Origin of the sequence: Croceitalea dokdonensis DOKDO 023, from assembly GCF_001306415.1 — a bacterium.
Taxonomy (GTDB): Bacteria; Bacteroidota; Bacteroidia; order Flavobacteriales; family Flavobacteriaceae; genus Croceitalea; species Croceitalea dokdonensis.
In genome coordinates this window covers 218,435-235,378 of the sequence record NZ_LDJX01000001.1, presented here as the reverse complement: position 1 = coordinate 235,378, position 16,944 = coordinate 218,435, and the positions used below count along the sequence as shown (strand labels likewise).

Sequence of the window (16,944 nt, the reverse complement as noted above, 5' to 3'; positions counted from 1 at the left end):
TATTCTTTTGATTCATAATTAGTTGTCTTCAACCAAATCTAGTTCTACTTTAAGATTTTTTATAATGAAATCCTGTCGGTCAGGGGTGTTTTTGCCCATGTAAAATTTAAGTAACTCTTCAATGGACATGGCCTTATCCAACATTACGGGCTCCAAGCGGATATCATCCCCAATAAAGTGTTTGAATTCGTCCGGGGATATTTCGCCGAGTCCTTTAAAACGGGTAATTTCTGGTTTTCCGGCAAGCTTTGCGATGGCCTCCCGGCGTTCTTCCTCACTGTAACAGTAAATGGTCTCTTTTTTATTACGCACCCTAAAAAGTGGGGTTTGCAGGATATACAAATGGTTTTCCTTGATTAACTCAGGAAAGAATTGCAGAAAAAAGGTAATCAACAACAGCCTAATATGCATCCCATCTACATCCGCATCCGTTGCAATGACAATATTATTGTACCGCAGGTCTTCCATGGAATCCTCTATATTCAATGCCGCCTGTAGCAGATTGAATTCCTCATTTTCATAAACAATTTTTTTGGACATCCCATAGGAGTTCAAGGGCTTGCCCCTAAGGCTGAATACCGCTTGGGTGTTCACGTCCCTGGATTTGGTTATGGAACCGGAAGCCGAATCCCCTTCTGTTATAAATAAGGTAGAATCTAAGCGGCGGTCTTTTTTCATATCCTGCAAATGAATGCGGCAATCCCTAAGTTTTTTATTGTGCAAGCTGGCTTTCTTGGCCCTGTCCCTAGCTAATTTCCGTATCCCGGAAAGTTCTTTCCGTTCTTTTTCTGCCTGAACGATCTTTTTTTGGATAGCCTCTGCAACATTGGGATTTTTATGAAGGTAGTTATCCAGGTACTTTCCGATAAAATCGTTAATGTATGTCCGCACGGTGGGCAAATCCCCGCCCATATCCGTAGAGCCTAATTTGGTCTTGGTCTGACTTTCAAAAACAGGCTCCATTACTTTGATGGCAATGGCAGAAATGATGGATTTCCGAATGTCCGAAGCGTCATAGTTCTTGTCATAATGTGCGCGGATGGTCTTAACCAAAGCCTCACGAAACGCAGCTTGGTGCGTACCCCCTTGTGTGGTATTCTGGCCATTTACAAAAGAATGGTACTCCTCGCTATATTGCGTTTTGCTATGGGTAAGGGCAACTTCAATATCGTCCCCCTTTAAGTGGATTATGGGGTAGAGAAAATCCTCTTGGTTGTTGTTATCTTCCAGTAAGTCCCTGAGCCCATTTTCTGAATGGAATTTTTCCCCGTTAAAAACAATGGTTAGGCCCGGGTTTAGGTAGACATAGTTCTTGAGCATGCGCTCAACGTACTCGTTTCGGTATTTAAATTTTTTAAAAATGGATTCGTCCGGGATAAAGGTAACCTTGGTCCCCTTTCGTTTGGTAGATTCTGTCAGGTCTTCCTTGACCAAATTTCCAGCTTTAAACTCTGCCGATTTATGTTGTCCGTCCCTAACGGATTCCACCTTAAAGAAATTGGAAAGCGCATTGACCGCTTTGGTACCCACCCCATTTAACCCTACCGATTTTTTAAAGGCCCTGGAATCATACTTGCCGCCTGTATTCATTTTAGAGACAACATCCACCACTTTACCTAGCGGAATTCCACGGCCATAATCACGGACGCGAACCTCATTATCTTTTATATTGATTTCAATGGTCTTGCCTGCTCCCATCACAAACTCATCGATACAGTTATCAATGACTTCCTTCAATAGGATATAGATGCCATCATCCGCGGAAGAGCCATCGCCCAGTTTACCAATGTACATACCGGGACGCATACGAATATGCTCTTTCCAATCGAGCGATCGTATATTATCTTCGGTATACTGTGTATTTTCCATTAAATCTAGGATATCATGCTAATATAGAATTTAGGAGGATAATTAGAAATGGATGGATGGGAAAGTAATTAACAAAAAAGCGTAAACCTGTTGATACCCGCCGTATTGTGTGCCTTGGGCTGTTCGGGAACAAATTTTTCGGAGAAAATCTTAGGCGCAACCACGTATTTTCTTAAACTTTTGAAACAACACCTGTTTTTAAAGAACCCTGTAGTGCTGATGTCTTTGAAATTTTCCAAATACAACCGCAATGGTAGTTTGTGCAGGTCCTTCTTCCAAAGATATAGTTAAAGCGATACCTCCCCATCCAAGTATCGTTTCCTGTAATACGGTAAGCCCCCAGAATCACTTATACATTAAACCTAAAATGCATCACATCACCATCCTTTACAATGTAGTCCTTTCCTTCGACCCGCATTTTTCCGGCCTCCTTGACTTTTGCCTCACTGCCATAAGCCACGTAATCATCATATGAAATCACCTCGGCTCGGATAAACCCTTTTTCAAAATCTGTATGGATGACCCCTGCTGCCTGTGGAGCGGTGGCTCCCACGGGAATGGTCCATGCCCTAACTTCCTTCACGCCCGCGGTAAAGTATGTTTCCAGATTCAATAAGCGGTAAGCGCCACGAATCAATTTTGCGGAACCCGGCTCTGACAGTCCCAAATCTTCCAAAAATAGCTGCCGCTCCTCAAAAGTTTCGAGTTCCGTAATATCCGCTTCTGTTCCAACGGCCAAAAAAATGACTTCCGCGTTCTCGTTGGCCACTGCTGCCCTAACATTTTCTACATAAGCATTACCGCTATCGGCCGCCCCTTCATCAACATTACAAACATACATGACCGGCTTGTCCGTGATCAATTGTAAGGGTTTTGCAAATTCCGTCCTTTCCTCTGGAGAGAGCTCAATCGCACGGACGGATTGGCCGGCCTCCAACCCCTCCTTAAGTTTTAGGAGTACCGCTTCTTCTTTTTGCGCCTCCTTATTGCCTGTTTTTGCAGCTCTTTTAACCTTGTCCAGCTTTTTGTCCACACTCTCAAGGTCTTTTAATTGCAGCTCCATATCAATGGTTTCCTTGTCCCTAACGGGGTCTACGGAACCGTCTACGTGTACAATATTATCGTTGTCAAAACAGCGCAGAACATGAAGTATGGCGTCGGTTTCCCTTATATTCCCAAGAAATTGGTTGCCTAGTCCTTCCCCTTTGCTGGCCCCTTTTACCAAACCGGCAATATCAACAATTTCTACCGTTGCAGGAATTACTTTTTCTGGGTTTACCAAAGATTCCAACTTTTCCAATCTTGCGTCTGGTACGTTCACCACCCCTATATTGGGCTCAATGGTACAGAAAGGGAAATTGGCACTTTGTGCTTTGGCATTGGACAAACAGTTAAAAAGGGTGGATTTACCTACGTTGGGCAATCCTACGATTCCTGCTTTCATAAAAATAGCGTTGACTCAAGATATTAAACAATGGACTAAAACAGCGTGCAAATATAAGCCTAAGTTTAGGATTGGAAGTCATGGTTTTTTAGAGAGGTATTGTCTATTAAAGTACCGTAATGTATACCATACGTCCATAGGAAGTTGAGCAAAAACCCACAATCACCTCTAAAATAACACGATTATATCAGAGGTGTTTAGTAGTAAAATTAACCCATTACGCATTGTTGCCAGCGTAATCCACAATATGTCAAATCGGTAGATTTTGAGGTACGAAAATGAAGGACCAGAATGTTTTTTTTCGCTGAGATTTACAGGTTTCGTTTTACCCGTAATCAGACGGTTACATCCAACTCTACTTTCATCAAGAGATTCCTCCCAGATATAAAAATTTTAAAAATACACTATGGGTTACCGGATAAGCTTAGGCGCATAACTGTAAACCATTATTAGGCCCCGGAGAAGAGCTGGTAGGCCAAAATGCCTAAAAATACCACCAAAGCTATGATGGCCACTGCACTTAATATGCAGCCAATATTTTTCCAAATTCCCGAATATTCTTTTTCTTCTTTCATAAAAAACCCGAATCGGAACGATTCGGGCAATTTTAAATTCGTTAACCGTCTGGATGCATAAACTTTTGCTTGCCCAATAATTCCTCCTCGGTTTCCACGATATCCTCATCAGGAACGCAACAATCCACCGGACATACGGCAGCACATTGTGGCTCTTCATGGAATCCCATACATTCCGTACACTTATCCGGTGCTATATAGTATACCTCATCACTTACAGGTTCTTGAACTTCATCCGCATTTACCGCCTTACCGTTAGGCAAGACCACATCACCTTCTAAAGAAGTACCATCACTATATCTCCACTCATCCGCACCTTCATAAATAGCAGTGTTTGGGCACTCCGGCTCGCAAGCACCGCAATTGATACACTCATCTGTTATTATAATGGCCATAATTCTCTTTTTTTACGCCACAATTGCGTGGCATTGCTATTTTTACACAAAAATAACCCCAACCCACTTAGTTTACAAATATTATGGCCAATCAACCCCCTATTTTGCAACCACTTCAGGAACTAGGTTCATTTTTAACAGGTTTTTGTGACCCTACGGAAACAAAAGAAGGCCTTTGGCACACCAAGTTGGAAGATGCCATCCGCATTGCGCAGCATAAAAATAGCTGGTTTACCAGGGAAAATGTGCTGTTTGCCCTTCATCAATGGGGCAACCTGCTCACCAAGTCCAACTTGGAAAATTGGATGGCCTCATACCAAATACCCGTTAATGGCGCACCAAAAACCGTTGCTGTGATCATGGCAGGTAATATCCCCTTGGTGGGGTTGCATGATTTTCTAAGCGTTCTGGTGACAGGGAACAAAGTCCTGGCAAAACTATCATCCAATGATGAGGTGCTTTTACCGCTAATCGCAGAATTTCTGATGGAAAGGGAACCCGCATTGAGCGGACAGATGGCATTTACCCAAGAAAAACTAACAGGTTTTGATGCGGTCATAGCAACGGGAAGCAACAATACCGGAAGATATTTTGAGTACTATTTTGGTAAATACCCCAGTATTATAAGAAAAAACCGGAACTCGGTGGCAGTGCTTACCGGTAATGAGACAAAAGCCCAACTGCGAGCTTTAGGCATCGATATCTTTACCTACTTTGGGTTGGGATGCCGCAGTGTCTCCAAAATTTTTGTGCCCAAGGACTATGGTTTCGATGTTTTTTTTGAAGCTATTTATGGGTTTAAAGACATCATCAACAACCACAAATACGCCAATAATTATGATTATAACAAGGCGGTATATTTAATGTCTGAATACAAGATTTTGGACAATAATTTTCTACTCCTCAAGGAAGATACCCAATACGCCTCTCCCATCGGCACCCTTTTTTACGAGTTTTATGATACTATCACACAGCTACAAGAAAGATTTAGGGAAGACCGGAATCAGTTACAGTGTATTGTTGCCAATGGCTGTATGGGAAATTGCATGGATTTTGGCCAGACCCAACGGCCAAACTTGGGTGATTATGCAGATGGTGTGGATACCGTGTCGTTTTTGTTGAATTTACAAGCACAGCAAGGGTAATGTTAATTCATCTATTGTGAACCCATTGTGCATCACCAGCTGCCTACACAACAACATGGCACGTCTAATTCTTTGGCGTTAGCAAACGGTTTATTGAACTAAAATTTTGATTAGGCTTAAATACATTACTTTTTACATCGGTAATTTTCGCCTGAATTGACAAAATTTTTAAAAATACGCTAGGATTTAACGCAGGATTTAGGGTAGCATCAACATCAACCAAAAAAATTAAAGTTTAGAATGCAGTGGCTTTCTTTTAACTTCATTAATATTTTCTGACCTTTACCCCTTTTATACTTAAAACCTTTAACGCATGCAAAAACATAATTTTAGCGCAGGACCGTGTATCTTGCCCAAAGAAGTCATGAAAAAAGCTTCGGAGGCGGTTGTTGAACTTGAAGAAAGCGGACTTTCCCTCATTGAAATCTCCCATAGAAGTGACGCCTTTGTAGAAATTATGGAAACAGCACGTTCCTTAGCGCTGGAACTACTAGGACTTACTGGCAAAGGGTACAAAGCGCTGTTTTTGCAAGGTGGTGCTAGCATGCAGTTTTTAATGGTGGCTTACAATCTCTTGGAATCCAAAGCGGGATATCTTAACACAGGCACCTGGAGCTTAAAGGCAATAAAGGAAGCGAAACTATATGGAGAGGTGCTGGAAGTGGCCTCCTCCCAAGAGCAAAATTTTAATCATATCCCTAAAAACTATGTCGTACCACAAGGGTTGGATTACCTGCATGTTACCTCTAACAACACCATTTTTGGAACGCAATTAAAATCCTTTCCCAAGGTAGATTGTCCTCTGGTCTGTGATATGAGTTCTGATATTTTCTCCAGGCAACTGGACTTTTCAAAATTTGACCTCATCTATGCCGGCGCGCAAAAAAACATGGGACCGGCCGGAGCCACCTTAGTGGTGGTCAAGGAGGATATTTTAGGTAAGGTTAGCAGACAAGTGCCCTCAATGCTCAATTACCAGACCCATATCTCAAAAGACAGTATGTTCAACACACCGCCGGTTTTTGCCGTCTATGTATCCATGCTTACCCTACAATGGTTAAAGGATTTTGGTGGCATTGCGGCCATTGAGGAAATCAATACAAAAAAGGCCAATCTCATCTACTCAGAAATTGATTTAAATCCAGTGTTCTCGGGTTTCGCGGCAAAGGAAGATAGATCTGTGATGAATGCAACCTTTACTATTACGGATGACACCCTTAAGGATTTGTTTGATGCCAAATGCATGGAAGCGGGAATTAATGGCATTAAAGGCCATAGGTCCGTTGGTGGTTACCGAGCTTCCATGTACAACGCGCTAAGTTTGGATAGCGTTGGCGTTTTGGTGGATATTATGAGCGATTTGGAACGAAAAGGGTAGCAACCAAGAAAAGTTTATATGAAAATACTAGCAAACGACGGGATTTCAGCAAAAGGTAAAACTATCTTGCAAGAAGCCGGTTTTGATGTTGTTACCGTAAAAGTGGCCAACGAACAATTAGACACGTATATCAATGAAAATGAAATAGATATACTTTTGGTGCGGGGTGCTACACAGGTAGATAAGAAAATCATAGACTCCTGCCCAGGTCTTCAACTTATAGGTAGGGCTGGTGTTGGCATGGACAATATTGCCGCGGACCACGCTACCTTAAAGGGCATTAAGGTCATCAATACGCCAGCGGCGTCATCTGCGTCAGTGGCAGAACTTGTTTTTGCACATTTGTTCAGCGGTGCACGGTTTTTACATGATGCCAACAGAAATATGCCCTTGGAAGGTGATTCTAGGTTCAATCAACTTAAAAAAGCATATGCCTCGGGGATGGAATTGCGAGGCAAGACGTTGGGAATCATCGGTTTTGGCCGTATTGGGCAAGCTGTTGCCAACATTGCCATTGGAATTGGGATGAAGGTTATTTTTACGGACCACCGGATAACATCAAAACAATTGACACTGGAAATTTTTGATGGGCAAAGAATCATGGTAACTTTAACCGCAAGCTCCTTTTCAGAGGTATTGGAAAGTTCGGATTTTATTACGTTGCATGTCCCGGCGCAAAAGGGATACCTCATTGGTAAAAAAGAATTTGCAGAGATGAAGGATGGTGTGGGGATTATCAATGCGGCGCGTGGGGGCATTTTGGACGAGGTAGCTTTAATAGATGCCATGGAATCTGGCAAAGTAGCTTTTGCAGGTCTTGATGTGTACGAATCGGAACCAAAACCAGAGATAAGAATATTAATGCATCCCAATATATCCTTGACACCACACATTGGGGCGGCTACCAAAGAGGCCCAGGATAGAATTGGTCTGGAATTGGCGCATCAAATTATAAGCCTATTAAAATAGCTTGTTAAGAATCCTTGGCAGTCAACTTCTTTTTGTATTTTACCACACTAAAATTTAAACACTAAAAACATGTCAGGATTATTGGATTTATTAAATAGCCCAATGGGCAAACAACTTATCAGCGGAGTATCTGGCCAGACGGGACAACCAGAGAACAAAACAGCGGACGTATTGGCAATGGCCATGCCCTTATTAATGGGAGCGATGAAAAAAAATGCCACAACGCCCGGTGGCGCACAAGGTTTAATGAACGCTTTGTCCTCCAAACATGATGGAAGCATCTTGGACAACCTTGGTGGTCTTTTTGGAGGCGGTGTGGACCAAAGCGTCATGGATGATGGCGCAGGTATTTTAGGGCACGTATTGGGGGCCAAGCAGCCTCAAGTAGAAAACGCATTAAGTAGCAAAACGGGTATCGATGCCGGTTCCATAGGTCAGATTTTAAAAGTGGCCGCCCCTATCCTTTTGGGAATTTTAGGCAAACAGACAAGACAGCAAAACGTAAACAGTCCAGAAGGCTTAAACGGTTTGTTGGGCGGTCTCATGGGCGGTGGTAGTGCGGCCAATAAACAACAATCACTGATTGAAAGCTTTTTGGATTCTGATGGTGATGGCAGTATTATGGACGATTTGGCCGGGATGGTATTGAACAGCGGTGGACAAAAGAAAGGCGGACTAGGTGGCCTTTTGGGCGGTTTGTTTGGGAAATAAAAAAATCAACCGTTAAAATTAACAAGCCGTTTAGTGTATCTAAGCGGCTTTTTATTTATTTTTCTGCTAATGGATTATTCCCGATTAAAATCGCTGACGCCTATAGCATGTTTCCTACTTTTTGTCCTTTCCTGTACCACAAAGCAAAACCTCACGAAAGCCACCCAAGGTAACCTGCCCGTAGTTCTTTCTGAAGAGGAAACCCAACTCTTTGAGCAGTTGGACGACCCTAATAAGGCAAACATAGAAATGGAAGCGGACAGTACGGAATATGATATCATTATCATAGATATTGGGTTTAATGCTTGGCTACAGGGCATTGCCAGGCCTAAGGGGTATTATTCCCAGAGTTTTATGGAATCCCGCAATTATATCTATGTTCTGGAGTGGAACAGGCGCGTATTACAGCCAGACCAATTCCCACCATTATTGTATGAGCTGCAGATAGATTACGACCCAACTATTGACTATGGCTATGATGTAAACTATCAGCTTTACAATTATTTTATTTATTTCCAACGACGCTACAACCAAAGGCTTGGCCCTTTTCTTCCTAGGATTTAAAGCCTTATTTTTGCCCAGAATTTAACCTTATGGAAAAATTAAAAGAACGTTGGGGCATTACCTCCAATTTTCAGATACTGATTATATTCATTGTTTTTGGAATCACAGGATCATCATCCCTTTTTGTAGCCAGGCCCTTTCTGGACCTTATTGGACTCAAAAGGGAGGTTTTCTCCCCGGATTTCTGGTGGGGTGGGTTTTTGTATGGGTTTTTAAGGCTTGTTATCATCTTTCCTATTTACCAAGTGCTTTTAGTGGGTTTTGGTTGGCTTTTTGGACAGTTTAAGTTTTTTTGGAATTTTGAAAAAAAAATGCTCAAACGCATGGGTCTAGGTCGCTGGGTTTCTTAGAATTATGATTTTGTTAACTAAATTTAGAACCAGGAAAACGCTAAATTCGCAGTTCTTAGGATGAAACAGACCATTAATCTTATTTCTGCAATGCTTCTATTGGTTTTGATACTATTTAAAGTATCAAACTTCCATATATATTCCCATTTGGATGAAGTGGACGAGAATCCCATTGAGCATTGTGAAGGCTGTGAACTGGCCATTGAAAACCAGCACACACCTGCACTTCTTCAAGGGGAGATAGCTATTCAACAACCCCCTGTTCTCTCCGTAACAGGTACAATTCCATCTTACGTTTTTGACATTTTTGTGAGCGAGCTGGATCATACTATCTGCTCCAGACCCCCTCCTTTTCTGGTTTAGTTATCCAGCACCCTAGTAATTCTTTGTACACTTTAATGTTTTTCACAACAAATGAGAAGTTTGTTCTTCATTTTGTTTTGTTTTCTTGTTGTTGTTATTGCCAAAGGGCAGTCCGTTTGCGATGCTAAAATTGAAGGCAAGATATCGGATTACCATAGCAAAACACCCCTTGGAAATGCCACAATAGAAGTATTGGACAAGTCCATTACCGTGTACTCAGACACCCAAGGTAGTTTTGAGATAACCAACCTTTGCCCAGGAACCTACGATTTAGCCATTTCGCATCCAGAATGTTCAGATACCATGATTTCCGTCCGTTTAGACACCTATAAAAACCTAACCATAAAACTAGAGCACCATTTAGAAGAGCTTAGTGAGGTGGATGTTGTTGGGAAAGTGGCCAAAACCACCAATTCTGCCCAAGAATTGGCATTGCGACAGCAAACTTTGGAAGAATACAGCAGCGGCACCTTAGCAGATGCCCTAGCTACCATAAACGGTGTTTCTACATTAAATACGGGAGCTACCATAGTAAAGCCCATTATCCATGGCTTAAGTGGTAGCAGGATTCTAATATTGAACAATGGGGTTCGCATGCAGGATATGGAATGGGGAGATGAACATGCCCCTAATGTAGACATCAATTCCGTAGATAGGATTGCTGTGATCAAAGGAGCTGCCGCCCTGCAATACGGTGGTGATGCCATAGGTGGCGTCATTGTTATGAAACCCCAACTACTGGCAGCTAAGGATACCCTCTTTGGACAGACCATGTTTACCGGAATGACCAATGGCCAAGGCGGCAACGCCAATACCGAAATCACCAAGGTATTTAAAAACGGACTCTTTTTAAAGGCACAGGGCAGTTACAAGCAACTGGGAGACCAAGAAGCTCCGGATTATGTGCTGTCCAATACGGGAATGAATGAAATTGCCGGAACACTTCATCTGGGAAAAAAGGAATTTACTTGGGGATGGGACGCCCAGTATAGCTATTACGAGGCAGAAATAGGGATTTTAAGGGCCTCACATATTGGTAATGTGGACGATTTGATCAGAAGTATCAACAGCGGTAGTCCAAATGTGATCAATTCATTTACCTACGATATCCAAAACCCTAAACAACAAGTGACCCACCATTTGGCCAAGGGCAGTTTTTACAAACGATTTGAAGGTCTTGGAAAATTAAACCTCCAATATGATTTTCAACAAAACAACCGTTTGGAATTTGACGTGCGCCGCGGTGGGCGTGGTGATCGTGCAGCCCTGGATCTGCAATTAACCACCCATAGCCTGTTGGCCGATTTTGTCTATGACGCTCCAAAGAGATTTTCTGGGCATTTTGGGATGATGGGTAGGTATCAGAATAATTTTGCCAATCCTGACACCGGGGTACGTAGATTGATTCCGGACTACGATAAATATGATTTAGGGGTATTTGCCATTGGGGAATATGAACTATCCGATACTTGGAAAGCAGATGGCGGCCTCCGATACGATTTTACACAAATTGATGCTAAAAAATTCTATCGTAGCTCTCGCTGGGAAGAACGCGGTTATGATAGTGAGTTTGAAGATTTGGTGATTGATAATCTTGGAACCCAATTATTGGTGAATCCCGTATTGGATTACCATAACTTTTCAGCATCAACAGGAGTGCGGTACCAACCTACGAATGAACGTAGCTTTAGGTTGAATTATTCGCTTTCCCAACGTGCGCCAAATCCTGCCGAGCTTTTTAGCGACGGTTTGCACCACTCTGCGGCACGGATTGAACTTGGTGATCTCCGTATTGGGAATGAAACATCGCACAAACTATCTGCCTCCTATCAACATGACTTTAAAAAAGGTGGCTTTTTGGTGGAACCATACATCAACCGTATCCAAGACTTTATACTGTTGGAGCCCACTGGTGTTGAATTTTCCATTCGTGGTGCGTTTCCCGTTTGGGCGTACCGCCAAACCAATGCCAGTTTAATAGGACTGGATGCATCGGGTTACTACACCTATTCCAACCATCTTACCAGTAACCATCAATTTTCCATTGTAAAAGGCAGGGACAGCGGTTTGGATATTCCACTGGTCAATATGCCATCGGCGAGAATGGAGAATCAGCTTACTTACTCCCAACCCAAATGGAACAATTTTGAGCTTTCATTGCGGAGCGAATATGTTTTTCGTCAAAACGAATTTCCAGAAAACATCATGGTATTCTCACCGCAGCAGCAAGAAGAGGTACTGCTGGAAGTAAACACCCCGCCAGATGCATACCATGTCATGGGGCTAAACGCCAGGGCAGTTTTTGAGCTGCACAAAAAACTAAAGTTAACCACCAGTTTAACCATCAATAATGCATTGAATACAACCTACCGGGAATACCTGAATAGGCAACGTTTTTTTGCTGATGACCTAGGAAGAAATATCATTTTACAATTAAAACTCAATTATTAATTTCAATTAAATTCAATGTTATGAGAACTATTAAATTTTTAAGTATGTTGGCTACGGCCAGTCTGTTATTTGTGTCTTGCTCGGATGACGATGACCCAGAGGTTGTGAACGAAGAGGAAACGATTACCACCATGACCGTTACCCTTATTCCCGTAGGTGGTGGGGATACCGTAACCTTACAGACGCAGGATTTGGATGGTGATGGCCCGGCCGCACCAACCGTGAGCGTGTCTGGTCCATTGGCAGGCAACACTACCTATGGAGGTGCCATTCTATTGTTGGATGAAACCGACACACCGCCAGAAAACATTACCGAGGAAGTAGCGGAGGAAGATGATGAACACCAATTCTTTTTTCAGACTACGGGTTCCATCAACGGTGTGACCTATGGTGATTTTGATGGGGACGGTAACCCACTGGGCATTACTTTTGGTTTGGAAACGGCCACAGCTGGTGCCGCCTCCTTGACCATTACATTGCGTCATGAGCCTAAAAAGCCAAACGATGGTACCTTGGCCGATGCCGGTGGTGAAACGGATATTGCACAGACCTTCAATTTAACGGTACAATAAATTGGTCATTCAATAAATTGCATAAGGTTGTTGGATTGTCGGACACGGACAAACCGTGTTCGACGACCCTACTACCGATACCTTTCTTTCAATGCATCCAACTACCAATAAGATAAAAATTTTAAGAATTGCCCCTAAATTCAATGGAAATGTCACCTAGAAGAAACCATAACTTGGCGTTCTTTTTCCTAGCAGCCTTCCTACTGTTGCAGGTAGTGAATATCCATACACTTTCCCATCTTTTATCAGATGACGAGTTACCACATTGTGAGCTTTGCGACTTTGTAAACCACACCAAGCAAGGTACGCCCTTGCAGCCAATTTCCACGGACGACGCTCTTAGTCTTAAAGAGCCAGTGGATTGCGACAGTCCCCAATCGATTCTTTTATACCGTGGACCGAACCAAAAAATACAACTCTCCGATTATTTTCACAACAAACCTCCCCCTACTTTATTGTAGTGGATAATGACCTCTTTAAACTCAACCTCTGTGAGTAATTGTCAACGGTGCCCAAACTGTTGGCCAAGGTCATCACTCTATTATTTTATGCGATTCATTACGAATTAAAAAATAGCAATTTAAAATGACCAAAATTTACATTAATGATCATCACAAACAATCTCACAAAAAAGTACGGCGACCAGATTGCCCTTGACCAGCTAACCCTAAAGGTGGGCGAAGGTGAAATCTATTGCCTTTTGGGTGCCAATGGTGCTGGTAAGTCCACAACTATAAATTTACTTCTAGGTTTTACGGAACCAACCTCTGGCAATGCTTCCATTAATCAATTGGACGTTCATAAAAACCCAAAGGCAACCAAACAACTTTTAGCTTATATCCCAGAAAATTTAATGTTATACCCAAGTTTGACGGCCGTGGAGAACTTGGACTATTTCTCTGGGATTTCAGGTAAAAAGCTATCAACCCCCATATTAAAGGATTTTCTTGAAGAAGCGGGTCTACAGTCCGAAGCCTTTGACAAACGTATTTCAGCCTTTTCCAAAGGGATGCGCCAAAAGGTGGGCATTGCCATTGCGTTGGCAAAAGACGCCAAAGTCCTCTTGTTGGATGAACCCACTTCAGGATTGGACCCCAAGGCCAGCAATGAATTTGGACAGCTTTTACAAAAACTTCGGGATAAAGGGGTGGCCACCTTAATGGCAACCCATGACCTTTTTAGGGCAAAGGAAATTGGCACCCACGTCGGCATCATGAAAGATGGGCGATTGAAGCAGGAATTCATTGTGGACAACATTACGCTCAATGAATTGGAGATGTTCTATTTAGATACGATGACCTATAAAGAGGAAACGCTATGATTTCAAAAACGTTTATCAAGGAAACTAAAGAGCTTTTCCGGGAAGGACGGGTAAGAATATCATTGTTCATTGTCCTTTTGCTTCTTGGGGTAGCCGTTTGGATAAGTGCCAAACAATATCAAAACATCAACGAGCAATACGCAATGGCAAAAACTGCAGAGCGGGAAGTTTGGGACAACCAAGGTGAAAAAAATCCGCATTCTGCCGCTCATTATGGCACTTATGCATTTAAGCCAAAATATCCGTTGTCTTTGGTGGATCAAGGAGTAGATAAATACGCAGGCACTTCCATCTTTTTGGAGGCCCACAAACGCAACGAGGCCCAATTTAGTGCCGCGGCAGATCAGACTGGACTGGCCAGATTTGGTGATTTGACTCCAGATTTTATCCTCTTATTCATTATTCCATTACTCATCATTTTATTGGGGTACAACAGTTTTACCAAAGAAAGCGAAATGGGTACCTTAACCCTACTCAAAAGTCAAGGTATTTCTTCTTTTTCATGGATGATGGGGAAATGGAGCGCCCTATTCTTTCCCATTTTTGTAAAAACTGCGGTATTGTTTTTGATTGCCGGAATAGTGCTAAACAATCTTAATGATTTTGGGGTCTTCAACTGGACTTCCCTAGGAGTCATGTTCTTGGTCTACATAGGGTACTACATCATTTTTATCAATATTGTTCTCCTGATTTCATCCTTGGTCAAAAAATCCGGGATTTCGCTGGTGCTTTCATTGTGCGTTTGGATTCTGGCCTGTTTGGCAGCGCCTAAAGCAGCCAGTAATATTGCAGAAAGTAAACACCCCTACCCTACGCGACAAGAATTCGCTGCCAATGTGCTCAAAGACAAAAAAGAGGGGTTGGATGGGCACGACCCTTGGAGCAAGGAATCCAAACTATTGGAAAAGAAAGTATTACAAGAGTATGGTGTGGATAGCCTGCATCAATTGCCCTTTAATTTCAGTGCCTATCGCATGCAAAAAGGTGAAGAGCACGAGGCCGAAGTTTATTTTAAGCATTACAATTACCTCAAAGAACAATATGCAAACCAGTCCAAGGTTTACAGAAACCTCGCGGCCATTTCGCCGTACTTGCCCACACGATTCCTAAGTATGGCGATAGCGTCAACGGATTATGATACCCATTGGGATTTTGCAGACGCAGCGGAGACCTATCGCATCGCGACCCAAAAGTTTTTAAATGACAATACAGCGCAGAATACCAGATATGGAGAAAGGGGCTATAAGGCCAGTGCCAACTTTTGGCAACAACTGCCTGCCTTTGCATACGAACCGCCAGAATTGGATACCGTTCTTCATCGCAACTCCTCAAACATGATGGTCCTTGGCATCTGGCTTTTCGCTTCTTTTGGATTAATGTTCTTCACCACTAAAATCATTTAGCCATGTTTTCTTATAATTTTAAATACGAACTAAAACTTTTACTCAGAAGTCGATGGATCCAACTCCTAAGCTTAGTTTTATTGCTAATTTTTGGTTTTGCTACATATAATGGTTTGCAGAAAGTTGAAAAAAGGAAGAGCGACATCCTTGCGGCAAAAAATGAGGTCAAGGAAAATGACGAAATGATGCTGAAGTTACTGGATTCCGTGGAACGGGGCCTTTCTGTCAATGCCTCACCATGGACCATACCAACCAGCCCAATGGCCGTTGGAACCTATCATCCAAGGGTGGCAGCCATGGAGCCGCGGCCCATGGCATTCCTGTCAACGGGACAGGCCGACCTTTTCACGCATTTTGTAAAACCCACAGTGCGAAGTGACGCTTTTGATTTAAACTTTACCGAAATGACCAGTCCCGTACAATTGCTGTTCGGAAGTTTTGATTTGGCATTTGTAGTAATTTATTTGTTGCCTTTGCTGATTATAGCCTTTTCCTACAATGTGCTATCGGCTGAAAAGGAAAGCGGTTCCCTACGATTATTGGCCGCACAACCTATTCGTATCCAAAGTTGGGTCTTACAGAAATTAGGACTTCGGTTTTTTTGGTTAGTGCTCTTGGTCGTCGTTTCTTTAATTTTGGTTTTTGTTGTTTTGAGGTTGGATTTCTTATCGGAGTTCTCCACTTTCTTGGGGCTAGTGGGGTTAATCTTAGCATATACACTTTTTTGGTTTGCCATTGCCTTCCTTGTCAATCTTTGGGTAGGTAGCTCTGCTAAAAATGCGGTCGCGCTTTTGGGGCTGTGGGTGACTTTTGTGCTTTTGATACCATCGGTCTTGAACCAACTGGGAAATACCATATATCCCATGCCCTCCCGCAATTTAATGATTAATGAAATGCGTAGCTTAAAGGCTGAAGTTACCGAGAGGCAAGATGAAATATTGGATAACTTTTTACGTGACCATCCAGAATATGCCCTAAATGATTCGACCCAAGCTCGCGGCTTTTATCATCGCTACATGGCCTCCCAAAAATTAATACGTGAAGAATTGGCTCCTTTGGTAAATTCCTTTGAAGAACAATTGCAAAAGCAACAAAATTGGATAGCAAGATACAAATGGCTTTCCCCAGCAGTCCTTAGCCAAGAATCCTTGAACAAAATGGCAGGAACGGCAAAAAGCGACTATGAAGACTACAGGAAGCAGGTGGTAGCTTTTGCTGAAAAATGGCGAGAGCATTTGATTCCCTTTTTGTACAATAATCAAGACTTTACCCAAGCGGACTACGGCGACTTACCCTCATTTGATTATCAAACTAAAAGCAATAACCCTTGGATGGTCATAATAGCCATATTACTAATGTCGATAGGGTTATTTGCCACGGGATTCGTCCTGTCAAAGAATCGCGGTCGCAATATTATTTTGAATCAGGGATAGC

General features: G+C 42.5%; 17 protein-coding genes. 13 read left to right on the top strand and 4 right to left on the bottom strand.

The window, feature by feature from the left end:
• Positions 1 to 18: 18 nt before the first annotated feature.
• From I595_RS00970 to I595_RS00960, 4 genes are all read right to left on the bottom strand, one after another.
• Positions 19 to 1,869, bottom strand: coding sequence for a DNA topoisomerase IV subunit B (locus I595_RS00970; protein ID WP_054557518.1), 1,851 nt, complete (start codon positions 1,867 to 1,869; stop codon positions 19 to 21).
• Positions 1,870 to 2,218: 349 nt separating this feature from the next.
• Entirely contained in the window at positions 2,219 to 3,313 is a 1,095-nt protein-coding gene (ychF, locus tag I595_RS00965; protein WP_054557517.1) for a redox-regulated ATPase YchF, read from the bottom strand.
• A gap of 449 nt (positions 3,314 to 3,762) precedes the next feature.
• Positions 3,763 to 3,888, bottom strand: coding sequence for a hypothetical protein (locus I595_RS17690; RefSeq protein WP_262485524.1), 126 nt, complete (start codon positions 3,886 to 3,888; stop codon positions 3,763 to 3,765).
• 41 nt (positions 3,889 to 3,929) lie between these two features.
• On the bottom strand, positions 3,930 to 4,283 hold the full coding sequence (locus I595_RS00960; protein ID WP_054557516.1) for a 4Fe-4S dicluster domain-containing protein: 354 nt from the start codon (positions 4,281 to 4,283) through the stop codon (positions 3,930 to 3,932).
• A gap of 83 nt (positions 4,284 to 4,366) precedes the next feature.
• Between I595_RS00960 and I595_RS00955 the strand changes: the two genes are divergently transcribed.
• From I595_RS00955 to I595_RS00895, 13 genes are all read left to right on the top strand, one after another.
• The gene (locus tag I595_RS00955) at positions 4,367 to 5,428 is read left to right on the top strand and encodes an acyl-CoA reductase (protein ID WP_054557515.1); all 1,062 of its coding nucleotides are present in this window, start codon (positions 4,367 to 4,369) and stop codon (positions 5,426 to 5,428) included.
• Between the two features lie 313 nt (positions 5,429 to 5,741).
• A complete protein-coding gene (gene serC, locus I595_RS00950) occupies positions 5,742 to 6,806 on the top strand; it encodes a 3-phosphoserine/phosphohydroxythreonine transaminase (RefSeq protein ID WP_054557514.1) in 1,065 nt (354 codons plus the stop codon).
• 18 nt (positions 6,807 to 6,824) lie between these two features.
• Positions 6,825 to 7,775, top strand: coding sequence for a D-2-hydroxyacid dehydrogenase (locus I595_RS00945; RefSeq protein ID WP_054557513.1), 951 nt, complete (start codon positions 6,825 to 6,827; stop codon positions 7,773 to 7,775).
• Between the two features lie 69 nt (positions 7,776 to 7,844).
• A complete protein-coding gene (locus I595_RS00940; RefSeq protein ID WP_054557512.1) occupies positions 7,845 to 8,486 on the top strand; it encodes a DUF937 domain-containing protein in 642 nt (213 codons plus the stop codon).
• Positions 8,487 to 8,555: 69 nt separating this feature from the next.
• Entirely contained in the window at positions 8,556 to 9,050 is a 495-nt protein-coding gene (locus I595_RS00935) for a DUF6146 family protein (protein WP_054557511.1), read from the top strand.
• A 29-nt stretch (positions 9,051 to 9,079) separates the two neighbouring features.
• Positions 9,080 to 9,400: a DUF6787 family protein gene (locus tag I595_RS00930; RefSeq protein WP_054557510.1), complete on the top strand. Its 321-nt coding sequence runs from the start codon at positions 9,080 to 9,082 to the stop codon at positions 9,398 to 9,400.
• Positions 9,401 to 9,460: 60 nt separating this feature from the next.
• Entirely contained in the window at positions 9,461 to 9,763 is a 303-nt protein-coding gene (locus tag I595_RS00925) for a hypothetical protein (protein WP_054557509.1), read from the top strand.
• Positions 9,764 to 9,814: 51 nt separating this feature from the next.
• The gene (locus I595_RS00920) at positions 9,815 to 12,214 is read left to right on the top strand and encodes a TonB-dependent receptor (protein WP_054557508.1); all 2,400 of its coding nucleotides are present in this window, start codon (positions 9,815 to 9,817) and stop codon (positions 12,212 to 12,214) included.
• A gap of 20 nt (positions 12,215 to 12,234) precedes the next feature.
• Entirely contained in the window at positions 12,235 to 12,786 is a 552-nt protein-coding gene (locus I595_RS00915; protein ID WP_054557507.1) for a hypothetical protein, read from the top strand.
• A gap of 149 nt (positions 12,787 to 12,935) precedes the next feature.
• Entirely contained in the window at positions 12,936 to 13,247 is a 312-nt protein-coding gene (locus tag I595_RS17495) for a hypothetical protein (RefSeq protein WP_172675894.1), read from the top strand.
• 143 nt (positions 13,248 to 13,390) lie between these two features.
• Complete coding sequence (locus I595_RS00905; protein WP_054557505.1) at positions 13,391 to 14,107, top strand: ABC transporter ATP-binding protein; 717 nt, start codon at positions 13,391 to 13,393, stop codon at positions 14,105 to 14,107.
• Positions 14,104 to 15,510, top strand: a complete 1,407-nt coding sequence (locus I595_RS00900) for an ABC transporter permease (protein ID WP_054557504.1) — start codon at positions 14,104 to 14,106, stop codon at positions 15,508 to 15,510. Before I595_RS00905 ends, I595_RS00900 begins: the two co-directional genes overlap by 4 nt.
• Before the next feature lie 113 nt (positions 15,511 to 15,623).
• Entirely contained in the window at positions 15,624 to 16,943 is a 1,320-nt protein-coding gene (locus I595_RS00895; protein ID WP_470290475.1) for a DUF3526 domain-containing protein, read from the top strand.
• Position 16,944: the final 1 nt, after the last annotated feature.

What these genes read in the sequence shown, in the direction of transcription:
- I595_RS00970 (WP_054557518.1), bottom strand. Translation starts at nt 1,869, where the DNA reads ATGGAAAATACACAGTATACCGAAGATAATATACGATCGCTCGATTGG.
- ychF (WP_054557517.1), bottom strand. Translation starts at nt 3,313, where the DNA reads ATGAAAGCAGGAATCGTAGGATTGCCCAACGTAGGTAAATCCACCCTT.
- I595_RS17690 (WP_262485524.1), bottom strand. Translation starts at nt 3,888, where the DNA reads ATGAAAGAAGAAAAAGAATATTCGGGAATTTGGAAAAATATTGGCTGC.
- I595_RS00960 (WP_054557516.1), bottom strand. Translation starts at nt 4,283, where the DNA reads ATGGCCATTATAATAACAGATGAGTGTATCAATTGCGGTGCTTGCGAG.
- I595_RS00955 (WP_054557515.1), top strand. Translation starts at nt 4,367, where the DNA reads ATGGCCAATCAACCCCCTATTTTGCAACCACTTCAGGAACTAGGTTCA.
- serC (WP_054557514.1), top strand. Translation starts at nt 5,742, where the DNA reads ATGCAAAAACATAATTTTAGCGCAGGACCGTGTATCTTGCCCAAAGAA.
- I595_RS00945 (WP_054557513.1), top strand. Translation starts at nt 6,825, where the DNA reads ATGAAAATACTAGCAAACGACGGGATTTCAGCAAAAGGTAAAACTATC.
- I595_RS00940 (WP_054557512.1), top strand. Translation starts at nt 7,845, where the DNA reads ATGTCAGGATTATTGGATTTATTAAATAGCCCAATGGGCAAACAACTT.
- I595_RS00935 (WP_054557511.1), top strand. Translation starts at nt 8,556, where the DNA reads ATGGATTATTCCCGATTAAAATCGCTGACGCCTATAGCATGTTTCCTA.
- I595_RS00930 (WP_054557510.1), top strand. Translation starts at nt 9,080, where the DNA reads ATGGAAAAATTAAAAGAACGTTGGGGCATTACCTCCAATTTTCAGATA.
- I595_RS00925 (WP_054557509.1), top strand. Translation starts at nt 9,461, where the DNA reads ATGAAACAGACCATTAATCTTATTTCTGCAATGCTTCTATTGGTTTTG.
- I595_RS00920 (WP_054557508.1), top strand. Translation starts at nt 9,815, where the DNA reads ATGAGAAGTTTGTTCTTCATTTTGTTTTGTTTTCTTGTTGTTGTTATT.
- I595_RS00915 (WP_054557507.1), top strand. Translation starts at nt 12,235, where the DNA reads ATGAGAACTATTAAATTTTTAAGTATGTTGGCTACGGCCAGTCTGTTA.
- I595_RS17495 (WP_172675894.1), top strand. Translation starts at nt 12,936, where the DNA reads ATGTCACCTAGAAGAAACCATAACTTGGCGTTCTTTTTCCTAGCAGCC.
- I595_RS00905 (WP_054557505.1), top strand. Translation starts at nt 13,391, where the DNA reads ATGATCATCACAAACAATCTCACAAAAAAGTACGGCGACCAGATTGCC.
- I595_RS00900 (WP_054557504.1), top strand. Translation starts at nt 14,104, where the DNA reads ATGATTTCAAAAACGTTTATCAAGGAAACTAAAGAGCTTTTCCGGGAA.